We start from the raw sequence: 12,474 nt of genomic DNA, 5'->3' as shown, positions 1-12,474 counted from the left end.
ACCTAGGCCCGGCGCCAGGCGCGGCCCTCGCGGGCCAGCATCTCGTCGGCTGCTCGCGGCCCCCACTCGCCGGCGCGGTACGGCTCAGGCGTCGAGCCCTTCCACGCCTCCTCCAGGGGGTCGATGACGTTCCAGCTCGCCTCGACCTCGGCCGAGTCGGGGAACAGGGTCTTGTCGCCGACGAGGACGTCGAGGATGAGCCGCTCATAGGCTTCAGGCGAAGCGTCGGTGAACGCCTCGCCGTACTGGAAGTCCATCGCGATGTCGCGGACCTCCATGGTCGTGCCGGGCACCTTCGAGCCGAACTTCAGCATCACGCCCTCGTCGGGCTGCACCCGGATGACCAGCTGGTTGTGGCCGAGCATCTCCACGTCGGCCTGGTGGAACGGCAGGTGGGGCGCCTTCTTGAACGAGATCGCGAGCTCCGTGACGCGGCGCGGCATGCGCTTGCCGGCGCGGATGTAGAACGGGACTCCGGCCCAGCGGCGGTTCTGGACGCCGAGGCGGATCGCCACGTACGTCTCCGTCTTCGACTCCGCGGGGACGTCCTTCTCCTCCAGGTAGCCGGGGACGCGTTCGCCGGCGACCCAGCCGGTGAGGTACTGCCCGCGGACCGTGTTGGTGAACACGTCGGTCGGCACGGTGATCGCGTTGAGCACCTTGAGCTTCTCGGTGCGGATCGCGGTCGCGTCGAACGCCGTCGGCTCCTCCATCGCGACCAGCGCGAGCAGCTGCATCAGGTGGTTCTGTACGACGTCGCGGGCGGTGCCGACGGTGTCGTAGAACCCGGCGCGGGTGCCGATGCCGACGTCCTCGGCCATCGTGATCTGCACCGAGTCGACGTAGTTGGAGTTCCACACCGGCTCGAACAGGTTGTTGGCGAAGCGCAGCGCCAGGATGTTCTGGACGGTTTCCTTGCCCAGGTAGTGGTCGATGCGGAACACGTCCTGCGCGGTGAACGCGTCGTCGACGAGGTCGTTGAGCTGCCGCGCCGACACCAGGTCGTAGCCGAACGGCTTCTCCACCACGACGCGGCGCCAGCCGCCGGACTTCGCGTTGTCGGACATGCCGGTGCGCTCGAGCTGCTTGAGCACGACCGGGAACGCCGACGGCGGGATCGACAGGTAGAACGCCGCGTTGCCGGGGATGCCGGACTCGTCGTGCAGGTCGTCGAGGGTCTGCGCCAGGTGGTCGAACGCCGCGTCGTCCTCGAACGAGCCGGGCACGAACTTGATGTTGCCGGCGAGGCGCGACCACACCTCCTCCCGCCACGTGGTGCGGGCGCCGTTCTGCGCGGCCTTGCGGGCGAGGTCCTCGAAGTCGCCGTCGCCCCAGTCGCGCCGCGCGAAGCCGAGCACCGCGAAGCTCGGCGGCAGCAGACCTCGGTTGGCCAGGTCGTACACAGCCGGGATGAGCTTCTTGCGGGCAAGGTCACCGGTGACGCCGAAGATGACCAGCGCGCACGGCTCGGGGATCCGAGGCAGTCGCCGGTCCTGCGGGTCCCGCAAGGGATTGGTCATCACACTCACCCTCCGAGGGCGGCCAACAGTTGGTCGATACCGGATTTCCGGTCGGTCAGGTGCAGTCGCAGCAGCGGCCGGCCCCGCTCCAGCAGGACCTGCCGGTCGTCGGCGGCCTCCGCGGCCTGCAGCTCGCCGAACGTGTAGGGGCGTCCGGGGACCCGCAGGTCCTTCGGGACGGCGCCGGTGATCTGGATGACGTTGGTCGCTGATGTACGGCTGGATCCACCGACGCCCGTCGCGGCCTGGACGGACTCGTCGTCCCGGGCGAAGCGGACGGCGCCGCCCCAAGCGAGGTGGACGGCCCGGTCGACCCGGCCGGCGAGTCCGGTCCGCACCCCCAGCGCGGCGGCGTCGGCGGTCCGGTCGAGGTGCGCCAGCACGGTGAGGGCCGCCCCGGGCGGGACCGACCGTGCGAACTCGTCGATCGCCCCGATCAACGTCGTCGCGGTCACGGCTCCGTGGACCTCCACGGCGCCTTCGACGAACGCCGGCACCTGCGGCGGCACCCCGGTGTCGAGCACCCGCAGCACCCCTTCGTGTGACGACGGATCATCACCACCGTGCCCGCCACCGCCGGGCGCCAAACCGCCGGCGGGTGTGGAACCGGCCGCGCCGAAGCCGGCGGGGGAGGAGCGGCCCGGCTCGGCGTCCGCCTGCCCGGTGCCGATCAGCCCGGCGATCGTGAGGGCCTGCTCCCAGACGAGCAGCTGCACCCCGAGCGGCCCGTTGACGGCCAGGTCGGGGTTGATCCCTCCGCCGGGCATGACGCCGGGCACGAGCGGCCCGCCCGTGGTCACGCCGAGGACGTCGGGTCCCTCGTGCCCCCAGCTGCTCGGCGTCTCGAGGACGACCGGCACGGCCCGGGCGCCGGCGCCGTCGAGCAGCGCGGCGACCCATTCGCCGAGCCCCACGAGCCCGCTGCCGTCGGCGGCCAGGGCGATCTTGTCCCGCCCCGCGGCGACGGCGGCCGCGAGCGCGGCCCCCAGCGCGACCGCGGGATGCGCGAACCCGGCGTCCCCGGCGGACGCCGACGTTTCCGGCGCACCGGACGGCACCGTGAACCCGGACGGGGGAGAGAACCCCGCCGACGGCAGGGAGAAGCCGGCGGCCGACGTGCGGCGGGGCGGCTCGGCCAGGGCGAACGCCTGCTCGACGAGCTCGTTGATGTCGGCGCCGGCCAGACCCGCCGGCACCAGGGAGTACGCGGACAGCGGGCCGGGCTGCGCGAGGAACAGCTGCGCGCCCATCTCCAGCGCCGTCGTCGCGAGCGGCGACCCGGGCCGGGTGACGAACACGAACCGCCGCCCGAGGTCGTGGATCCCCTGGTCCTCGAACGCCTGCAGGAACGCCCGGCGGTGGCTGTCGACGGCCAGGGAGACGGAGATCGGCGACGCCGCGGTGAGCACGACCACGGTGCGGTGCAGCGGGCCGGCGACGGCGGCGGCGATGCCGTGCGGGTCGGTGCCGGTCAGGACGGTCAGCGGCACGCCGAGCGTGCGGGCGATCGCGTCGGCGGCGCGGGCCGGCGCCCCGTCGCCGGCGAGGACGACGCGGTCCAGGCTCAGGGCCCGCAGCTCCGTGCGGAGCATGGTGACCCTGGGGACCACGTCGTAGTCGGGGGACCAGTCGAGCGGGGAGCGTGGTAGGGCGCGGGTGTCGATCGCACCGGCGACGGCTGCGGCGCCGAACACCGTGAGTCCGGCCGCAGCGGTGACATCGTCGAGAAGATCAGGCACCCGCACCCCCCAAGAGACGGCCGGCCCAGATGGCCGGCCTACTGAAATCGCGTGCCCTACTTGCCCGCTTCGAGGGCCGTCCGGACGGTCTCGATCATCTCGTTGCCGGAGACGGAGAACTTCTCGACGCCCTCGCGCTCCAGGACCTGCACGACGTCGTCGTAGTCGATGCCGATCGCGGCGAGGTCGTCCATGACCTGCTGGGCGTCCGCGTAGGAGCCGGTGATCGCGTCGAGGCGGACCTCGCCGTGGTCGGCGAACGCGTGGATGACGGCCTCCGGCATGGTGTTGACCGTGCCGGGCGCGACGAGCTCCTCGACGTAGATGACGTCGCGGTACTCGGGGTTCTTCGTCGAGGTGGACGCCCACAGCGGCCGCTGCGGGTGTGCGCCCGCGTCGGCGAGGGCCTGCCAGCGCTCGGAGGAGAACAGCTCCTCGTACTTCTTGTAGGCGAGCTTCGCGTTGGCGATGGCGGCTTTGCCCTTGAGCGCCTTCGCCTCGTCGGAGCCGATCTTGTCGAGCCGCTTGTCGTACTCCGTGTCGACGCGCGACACGAAGAACGACGCGACCGAGCCGATCTTCGCGAGGTCGTGACCGTTGGCCTTCGCCTGCTCGAGGCCGACGAAGAACGCGTTCATGACCGCCTCGTAGCGCTCCAGGGAGAAGATCAGCGTCACGTTGACGCTGATGCCCTCGGCGAGCACGGCGGTGATCGCCGGCAGGCCTTCCTTGGTCGCGGGGATCTTGATGAACAGGTTGTCGCGGTCGACGAGCCACCACAGCGCCTTCGCCTCGGCGACGGTGCGGGCGGTGTCGGCGGCGAGGCCCGGGTCGACCTCGATCGACACCCGGCCGTCGATGCCCTTGCTGGCGTCGGCGGCGGGCTTCATGACGTCGCAGGCCCAGCGCACGTCAAACGTCATGAGCGCGCGCATCGCCTCGTTGACCTGCGCGTCGCGCAGGGCGAGGTCCTTGACCTGGTCGGCGTAGTCCTCGGCGGAGGTCAGCGCCTTCGCGAAGATGGTGGGGTTGGTGGTGACTCCCACGACGTGCTGTTCGCGGCGCAGCTTGTCGAGGCCGCCGCCGCTCAGTCTGGCGCGGGAGAGGTCGTCGAGCCAGACCGCCACACCTGCGGCGGAGAGCTCGGCCAGCCGATCGGAACTCATCGCAGTGCTCCTCTAACTCAGATGCCGATGTCTCAGTTGCCCGTGGTGGTGCCGGTGATCTCGCCGACCTTGGCGAGCGAGGCGTGCGCGGCCGCGACGACCTTGTCGGTGGTGAAGCCGAACTGCTCGAAGAGCACCGTGTGCGGGGCGCTCGCGCCGTAGTGCTCGATGCTCACGGCCACGCCGTGGTCGCCGATGATGTGCTGCCACGACATGGCGATGCCGGCCTCGACGCTGACCCGCGCCTTGACCCCGCTCGGCAGGACCTGCTGGCGGTACGCCAGGTCCTGCTCCATGAACCACTCCTGGCAGGGCATCGACACGACGCGGGTCGGGGTGCCCTCCGCCTCGAGCCGGCGCTGCGCAGCGACGGCGAGCTGCACCTCGGAGCCGGTGGCCACGATGATCACCTGCGGCTGGCCGTCAGAGGCGTCCTTGAGGATGTAGCCGCCCTTGGCGGTGCCCTCGGCCGGCGCGTACTCGTCGCGGTCCAGGGTCGGCAGGTTCTGCCGGCTGAGGGCCAGCGCGACCGGGTGGTCGGTGACCTCAAGGGCCCGGCGCCACGCCCACGCGGTCTCGTTGGCGTCGGCGGGGCGGACCACGGCCAGGCCGGGGATCGCGCGCAGCGCCGTCAGGTGCTCGACCGGCTGGTGCGTCGGGCCGTCCTCGCCGAGGCCGATCGAGTCGTGCGTCCACACGTACACGACCGGGAGCTTCATGATGGCCGCGAGGCGCACCGCGGGCCGCATGTAGTCGGAGAAGACGAGGAACGTGCCGCCGTAGGGCCGGGTCGGGCCGTGCAGCTTGATGCCGTTGAGGATCGAGCCCATGCCGTGCTCGCGGATGCCGAAGTGCAGCGTGCGGCCGTACTCGTTGCCGGGGAACGCCTTCGTGGCGAACTCGGCGGGCACGAAGGACGGCTCGCCCTCCATCGTGGTGTTGTTGCTCTCAGCGAGGTCGGCGGAGCCGCCCCACAGCTCGGGCAGCACCGGGGCGAGCGCGCCGAGCACCTCGCCGGACGCCTTGCGGGTCGCCATGCCCTTCTCGCTGGCCGGGAACTCCGGCAGCGACTTCTCCCAGCCCTCGGGCAGCTGGCCGGCGAAGAGGCGGTCGAGCAGCTCGGCGCGCTCACCGGCGGACTCCCGCCACGCCTCGAAGCCCTTGTCCCACTCGGAGTGCAGCTCGCGGCCGCGCTCGATGGCGCCGCGGGCGTGCGCGAGGACGTCGTCGGCCACCTCGAACGTCAGCGCCGGGTCGAAGCCCAGGACCTGCTTGGTCGCCGCGACCTCGTCGGCGCCGAGCGCCGAGCCGTGGATCTTGCCGGTGTTCTGCTTCTTCGGGGCGGGCCAGCCGATGATGGTGCGCAGCGCGATGAACGACGGGCGGCCCGTCTCGGCCTTCGCGGCCTGGATCGCGTCCCACAGCGCCTGCACGTCTTCGGCGTAGACACCGTCGCCGGCGTCGTGACCGGCACGCCAGTCGACGGTCTGCACGTGGAAGCCATACGCCTCGTACCGAGCGGCGACGTCCTCGCTCTTGGCGACCTTGGTGTCGTCCTCGATCGAGATCTCGTTGTCGTCGTAGATGACGACGAGGTTGCCGAGCTTCTGGTGGCCGGCGAGCGCGCTGGCCTCGTGCGTGACGCCCTCTTCGATGTCGCCGTCGGAGCACAGCACGTAGACGTGGTGGTCGAACAGGCTGTCGCCGGTCGCCGGCTCGGGGTCGAAGAGGCCGCGCTCGCGGCGGGCCGCCATCGCCATGCCGACGGCGTTGCCGAGGCCCTGGCCGAGCGGGCCGGTGGTGGTCTCCACACCGGCGGTGTGCCCGTGCTCGGGGTGGCCCGGGGTCAGCGAACCCCACTGCCGCAGCGACCGGAGGTCGTCGAGGCTCAGACCGTAGCCGGCGAGGTACAGCTGGATGTACAGCGTCAGGCTCGAATGCCCGCAGGAGAGCACGAAGCGGTCGCGGCCGAGCCAGTTGGGGTCGGTCGGGTCGTGCCGCATGACCTTCTGGAACAGCATGTAGGCCGCGGGTGCCAGGCTCATCGCGGTGCCGGGGTGGCCGTTGCCGGCCTTCTCGACGGCGTCCATGGCGAGGACCCGCACCGTGTCGACCGCCCGACGGTCGACGTCGGACCAGGAAAGCTCGGGACCCTTGACCTCTTCAGCGCTCACGGCTGTGCTGCTCCTGTCGAACGAGGGTTTTGTCAGCGTGTTGCGGGGGCTCTTTCAGAACGACCCTACCCACGAATGGGTAGGCCCACGCGCAGTCGACCATGTTTCGGACATCGGCGACACTGCCTGCGGCAACGGTAGTCGATGCCCACCGCGACCTGCACCGGCACGCGACTGCGCGGATGCGCGGAACCGGCGCCAAACCTGGATCGATTCAGCCCTGCGCGAAACTTTTGCTGCGACGGTACAGGCGGCCGCCGCGACGGAGGCGTCCGCCGATGTGGTGGGGTCCCGCTCTGGCCTGCGTTGATCCTGTTCTAGGATGCGAGTGCCCGCCGGTCTCGGCGGGACCCTCGGTCTCGCCCTGCCGCCACGCGCCGTCATCCGGCCGCGGCCCCAAGGCAGGCGGTCCCAGGTGCGGCCGATGCCGGGAAGGTGGCAATCCAGACGTGACGCAGCTCGTCGACCGTGCGGTCTCCCAGAGCGCGTCCGAGCCGGTCCGCCCCACGACGGCAGCGGCACTGGCCCGGGCACAGCAGCAGCAGGCGGCCGGCCGCCGCGCCGGCTTCGGCGCCGTGGTCAAGGCATACGTATCACTGACGAAGCCGCGCATCGTCGAGCTGCTGCTCATCACGACGGTCCCGGCAATGCTCCTCGCGGAGCGCGGCCTGCCGTCGCTGTGGCTGATCGCCGTGGTGCTGGTCGGCGGTTCCCTGGCGGCCGGCGCGGCCAACGCGCTGAACTGCTACATCGACCGCGACATCGACCCGCTGATGAAGCGCACGTCACGCCGCCCGCTCGCCACGCACAGCATCACCCCGCGGGCCGTGCTGATCTTCGGGCTGATCCTGGCCGCGCTGTCCACGGTGCTGATGGCGACGTTCACCAACCTGCTCGCCACGCTGCTGACCGTCGGCGCGATCGCCTACTACGACCTCGTCTACACGATGTGGCTGAAGCGCACCACGCCGCAGAACACGGTGTGGGGCGGCGCGTGCGGCGCGGCGCCGGTGCTGATCGGCTGGGCCGCGGTCACCGGCGGCCTGGCCTGGCCGGCCTGGGTCATGTTCGCCGTGGTCTTCCTGTGGCAGCCGCCGCACTTCTACGCGCTCGCCATCAAGTTCAAGGACGACTACGCCCGCGCCGGCATCCCGATGCTGCCCGTCGTGGCGAGCATGCGGCGCGTCGGGCTGGAGACGGTCATCTACAGCTGGCTGACCGTGGCCGCGTCGGTGGCGCTGTGGCCGTTCGGGATGACGCCCGTCTACGGCGTCGTCGCGGTCGTCGTCGGCGCGCTGCTGCTGCTGGAGGCGCACCGCCTCGACGGCCGGGCCCGCCGCGGCGAGCCGCTGAAGCCGATGCGGCTGTTCCACTGGTCGGTCACGTATCTCACGCTGTTGTGCGTGGCGGTCGGAGTAGACGTCTTCATCCAGTGATCTGGTTGCCGCCGGTGCCGTATCGATACCATCCGGGGGACCCCGGAGGCGCCGCCAAATGTCGAGCTTGAACGTGTCTTGACCCGGAAACGCCCGAATTTTTGGCACAACGCGCCCCAGGGGTCGTGACGTGATGCATGTCTCTCGTTTGCCCCCGGATCTGGGCGCCTGAATATCCGCTTTTAGCTGGTTCTGTCGGGGCAAAACGAACGCCTGGTGAACTAAACCTGTCAGTAACTACGATCACATCAGACCGTCAGTTCACTCCCGAGCGGCGGGTTACCCCTTTAGTGTGGCCGTCATGGCAGATGGTTCCGATACGACGATGACCCTGAGCCGCCCGGTGCCGGGCAGCCTGATCTCCGGCATCAAGTCCTTCGCGGACGACCACGGCGGCGCCAAGGCAGTCATCGAGTACGTCGGCCGGCGCGGTGCTCGCATCGTGCTCGTCGGGGAGGACGGCGTCTGGGGCGACCAGATGGCGGAAGGCACCGACATCGCGCGCTCCGCCTGCGCGCAGGCCGGAGTCAAGATCGAGAATGCCTGGGAGCGCGAGCTGCTCGAGCAGATGCGGCCCAGCAACGACCTCTGGCGCTCCATGGGGCGGCGTGTCCTTTCCCGCTAGGGTCGGTATCTTCGCTCCGTGATCATCGAACAGTCATATTCCGCGACCCGGGCCGGTGCCCGGGTCGCTCTCGTTACCTGCGCCAAACTGCCCGACCTCGACGAGGACGACCAGAGCCTCGTCCCGGCCCTCGCCGCCGCCGGCGTCACCGCCGTCCCCACCGTCTGGGACGACCCGGCCGTCGACTGGCCGTCCTACGACCTCGCCGTCGTGCGCAACACCTGGGACTACCCGGCCCGGCGGGCGGAGTTCACCGCGTGGGCCGCGTCCGTGCCCCGCCTCGCCAACCCGGCCGACGTCATCGCGTGGAACACCGACAAGCGGTACCTCCGCGAACTCCACGACAAAGGCATCCCCATCGTCCCGACGCGGTGGCTCGACCCCGGCGACCCGATCGGGCTCGACGACATCGCCGGAACGGCCGCCGCCGAGATCGTGGTGAAGCCTGCCGTCAGCGTCGGCAGCGTCGACACCGGCCGCTACCGGCTGCCCGAGCAGGCCGACCTCGCCGCCGCGCACGTGCGGCGCCTGCACGACGCCGGACGGCTCGTCATGATCCAGCCGTACCTCGCCGACGTCGACACCGCCGGGGAGACCGCCCTGCTGTTCATCGCCGGCGCCTACAGCCACGCGATCCGCAAGGGCCCCATCCTCACCGGCCCCGACGAGGGCGTCGAGACGCTGTACCAGGAGGAGTCCATCACCCCGAGGACACCGTCACCGGCGGAACGCGACCTCGCCGAACGGGTCCTCGCGGCGCTGCCCTTCGACCGGACCGGCCTGCTCTACGCCCGCGTCGACCTGCTGCCGACCCCGTCCGGCGACCCGGTCGTCATCGAGGTCGAGCTCACCGAGCCGTCGCTGTTCCTGACCACCGCCGAAGGCGCCCCCGACCGGCTCGCCCGGGCCATCGCCGAGCGTCTGACCGGCCGCTCGTGAACATCTTCGAAGCGATCCTCCTCGGCTTCGTCGAAGGACTGACCGAGTTCCTGCCGATCTCCAGCACCGGCCACCTCACGATCCTGGAGAAGCTCCTCGGCTACTCGATCGACGACCCCGACATCACCGCGTTCACCGCGATCATCCAGACCGGCGCCGTCCTCGCGACCGCCATCTACCTGCGGCACGACATCGCCCGGATCGTCCCCGCGTTCCTCCGCGGCCTGTTCGACAAGACCCGGCGCGACAACCTCGACTACCGCTTCGGCTGGTCGGTGATCCTCGGCTCCATCCCGGTCGGGATCGTCGGCCTGCTCTTCAAGGACCAGGTCGAGACGACCCTGCGCAGCCTCTGGTTCGTCGGCGGCGCGCTCATCGCGTTCTCCGGCGTCATGTGGTTCGCCGACCGCGCCGCCACCCAGCAACGCCACGAGACCGACGTCACGTGGAAGGACACGCTCATCATCGGCACCGCGCAGGCCCTCGCCCTCATCCCCGGCGTCTCCCGCTCCGGCGCGACGATGTCCGCGGGCCTGCTGCGCGACTTCGACCGGGTCACCGTCACCCGGCTGTCGTTCTTCCTGTCCATCCCCGCGCTGCTCGCCGCCGGCGCCCTGCAGATCGCCGACGAGCACGACAACATCGCCAACGGCGTCGGCTGGCCCGCCACGATCACCGCGACCCTCGTCAGCGGCGCCGTCGGCTACCTGGCCGTCGCATGGCTGCTGAAGTTCGTGGCGCGGCACACGTACACCATCTTCATCGTGTACCGCGTCGTGCTCGGCGTCCTCCTGCTCGTCCTCGTCGGCACCGGCACGATCGAGGCGACCTAAGCTTCCCGCCCGGGCCGCCGATGAACACCTTGTGAAACGGCGGCTCGGCGCGGCTCTTGTCCTGGCCTCGGCACTGCTCTCCGGAGTGGCCGGCTGCTCCGTGCTGCCCGGCCTCGGCGGTACCGGCGCCGGCAACACCAACAAGAAGCAGGGCGGCAAGGTGCTGGACCTGCCGCAGAAGACCGTCTACTCGAAGGGCGACGCGGTCAACCCGTCGGCCGGCCTGACCACCGGCGCCCCCGTCCGCGGCCCCCTCGCGTCGATCTCGCCACTGCCCAAGGTCAGCCGCAGCTACCCGACCCCGAGCATGAGCCCGACCGACTGCACCGGCGTCGTGCGCCCCGGCGTCATCAACGGCGTCGACGTGGTCCCCGGGACCGCCTCCGCCACCGTCAGCTGGTGGAACATCGGCGACCCGTCCATCGTCTCCTACCAGCTGACCGCCATGTCCCAGGAGCTGCTCATCGGCCCGCAGCCCGGCTGGACCTGGCAGACCGTCCCGCCCGGCAAAGGCTGCACACGGGTCACGACCACGGTCACGGGCCTGATCTCGCAGACCCCGTACGTCTTCGTCGTCCACGCCGTCCTGAAGAAGTACGAGTCCCTCCCACCGACCGCCCCCGAGGTGGCCCGATCCGAGGCCGTCACCATGCTGTGATTCCCCCCACCGCTGTGCTTCCGCCCCACCGGTGCCGCAGCGGGTCCCGGCGGGGATTCTCACCCGCACCCCAATGCGCCGCTCCGCGGCGCACTGCCCGCGCCGAGGCGCGAGGCAGGGCAAGCGGCGCATGCGCGCCGCATCCGGTGGCCACCGCTCCCGTGGCCTCGCAGGGCTCCGGTAGCCCTGCGGCCTCTCGCGGAATGCGGCCGCTTCGAGGCCGGCACCGTGCTCGGGCCGGGGCTATGGTGTCTCTGTGCTTCCCGAGCTGCTCCCGCCGGCGGGCGTTGCCGGCGCCGACGTGCCGCTGCTCGTCCACTACGAGGCCGACGGCCGGCGCACCGCTCTCACCGCTGCGCAGCTCGGCGGCTGGGCCGCCCGCACCGCAGGCCTGCTGCACGACTGCGGGCTGGGCCCCGGCAGCCGCGCCGCCGCCCTGCTCCCGCCGCACTGGCGCACCGCGGCCGCCCTGCTGGGCGCCTGGTCCCTCGGCGTCACGGTCTCCTTCCACCTGGCCGCGACCGCCGGCCTGCCCGACGTGGGCCCCGACGCGGGCGTGCCGTTCGACGTGGTGTTCGCCGCCCGCGACCGGCTCGGCTCCTGGCTGGAGTCCGTCCCCGACGCCCCGCACCGCTTCGTCTTCGGCACCCCAGCGGCCGGCCCGGCCAGTGGGGACCCGCGCGACGTCCTCGGCTACCGCGACTTCGACGCCGCCGTCGCCGCGTACCCGGCGTCCACCCCGGCCCCGGCCCTGATCCGCCCGGGCGCCGCGGCGAGCGGCGACGGCACCACGTACGGCCAGTGGGGCAGCATCGCCCGCGAGCTCGCCGACCGGCAGGACCTCCGCCCCGGCGACCGCGTCGTCGTCGACACCAGCGAGCACGAGCACCCGGTGAAGTGGCTCCTCGCCCCGCTGTCGGTCGGCGCCTCGATCATCCTCTGCCCCGGCCCGTCCCACCTCTCCACCATCACCGCCGCCGAGTCCGCCACCCGCGTCTTCGGCACGCTGTAATTCCCTGCACCGCTTCGCGGCGGCGCCCTTCTCACCCGCACCCGCTGCACCCCACCGCGCCGCGGCGCACGGCCGCGCAGACCGCGCCGACGGGGATCGCCCCTGCGCGCCGCATCCCGGTAGCCGCGCTGCATCCCGTAGCCGCATCCCGTAGCCGCGTGCTGCATCCCGGCAGCCACGCGTCGAATCCCGGGTAGCTGCGCGCCGCGTCCCGTAGCCGCGCGTCGGACGCCTTCCGACCCTCCGCGACAGAGCCGGCTGGGATGATCGCGGCTGCGCGCCGCGTCCGTAGCTGCGCCGCGTCCGTAGCTGCGCCGCGTCCGTAGCTGCGCCGCGTCCGTAGCTGCGCCGCGTCCGTAGCTGCGCCGCGTC

At 71.5% G+C, this 12,474-nt stretch carries 10 protein-coding genes; 6 read left to right on the top strand and 4 right to left on the bottom strand.

Translation table 11 applies throughout. The features are described 5' to 3' along the window. Positions 1-2: 2 nt before the first annotated feature. Genes zwf through tkt form a run of 4 tightly spaced genes read right to left on the bottom strand, consistent with a single transcriptional unit; the run spans position 3 to position 6,599 of the window. Positions 3-1,520 carry a glucose-6-phosphate dehydrogenase gene (gene zwf, locus ABD332_RS17560; protein WP_344503004.1) on the bottom strand — a complete coding sequence of 506 codons (1,518 nt, stop codon included), beginning with the start codon at positions 1,518-1,520 and terminating at the stop codon, positions 3-5. Between the two features lie 5 nt (positions 1,521-1,525). Next, the gene (locus tag ABD332_RS17555) at positions 1,526-3,259 is read right to left on the bottom strand and encodes a glucose-6-phosphate isomerase (RefSeq protein WP_344503003.1); all 1,734 of its coding nucleotides are present in this window, start codon (positions 3,257-3,259) and stop codon (positions 1,526-1,528) included. A 56-nt stretch (positions 3,260-3,315) separates the two neighbouring features. Continuing rightward, positions 3,316-4,425 (bottom strand): transaldolase, encoded by a 1,110-nt coding sequence (tal, locus tag ABD332_RS17550; protein WP_344503002.1) that lies wholly within the window; start codon positions 4,423-4,425, stop codon positions 3,316-3,318. A gap of 32 nt (positions 4,426-4,457) precedes the next feature. Beyond that, positions 4,458-6,599: a transketolase gene (tkt, locus tag ABD332_RS17545; protein ID WP_344503001.1), complete on the bottom strand. Its 2,142-nt coding sequence runs from the start codon at positions 6,597-6,599 to the stop codon at positions 4,458-4,460. Between the two features lie 449 nt (positions 6,600-7,048). On the opposite strand from tkt, the gene ABD332_RS17540 reads away from it, so the two are divergent. From ABD332_RS17540 to ABD332_RS17515, 6 genes are all read left to right on the top strand, one after another. Further along, complete coding sequence (locus ABD332_RS17540; protein WP_344503000.1) at positions 7,049-8,035, top strand: heme o synthase; 987 nt, start codon at positions 7,049-7,051, stop codon at positions 8,033-8,035. 301 nt (positions 8,036-8,336) lie between these two features. Then, entirely contained in the window at positions 8,337-8,660 is a 324-nt protein-coding gene (locus ABD332_RS17535; RefSeq protein ID WP_344502999.1) for a hypothetical protein, read from the top strand. 21 nt (positions 8,661-8,681) lie between these two features. After that, a complete protein-coding gene (locus ABD332_RS17530) occupies positions 8,682-9,599 on the top strand; it encodes an ATP-grasp domain-containing protein (RefSeq protein WP_425552234.1) in 918 nt (305 codons plus the stop codon). Further along, on the top strand, positions 9,596-10,432 hold the full coding sequence (locus ABD332_RS17525) for an undecaprenyl-diphosphate phosphatase (protein ID WP_344502998.1): 837 nt from the start codon (positions 9,596-9,598) through the stop codon (positions 10,430-10,432). Before ABD332_RS17530 ends, ABD332_RS17525 begins: the two co-directional genes overlap by 4 nt. A 31-nt stretch (positions 10,433-10,463) precedes the next feature. Beyond that, positions 10,464-11,090 carry a fibronectin type III domain-containing protein gene (locus ABD332_RS17520; protein ID WP_344502997.1) on the top strand — a complete coding sequence of 209 codons (627 nt, stop codon included), beginning with the start codon at positions 10,464-10,466 and terminating at the stop codon, positions 11,088-11,090. A 256-nt stretch (positions 11,091-11,346) separates the two neighbouring features. Then, a complete protein-coding gene (locus tag ABD332_RS17515) occupies positions 11,347-12,102 on the top strand; it encodes a TIGR03089 family protein (protein ID WP_344502996.1) in 756 nt (251 codons plus the stop codon). Positions 12,103-12,474 lie beyond the last annotated feature (372 nt).

The sequence above is a fragment of the Dactylosporangium maewongense genome, assembly GCF_039531485.1.
GTDB classification, from domain to species: Bacteria; Actinomycetota; Actinomycetes; order Mycobacteriales; family Micromonosporaceae; genus Dactylosporangium; species Dactylosporangium maewongense.
Note: the sequence above shows the minus strand (reverse complement) of the source record. Positions and strands in the feature narration are given on the sequence as shown.

Coding starts and splice junctions, on each gene's coding strand:
- zwf (WP_344503004.1), bottom strand. CDS start 1,520: ATGACCAATCCCTTGCGGGACCCGCAGGACCGGCGACTGCCTCGGATC.
- ABD332_RS17535 (WP_344502999.1), top strand. CDS start 8,337: ATGGCAGATGGTTCCGATACGACGATGACCCTGAGCCGCCCGGTGCCG.
- tal (WP_344503002.1), bottom strand. CDS start 4,425: ATGAGTTCCGATCGGCTGGCCGAGCTCTCCGCCGCAGGTGTGGCGGTC.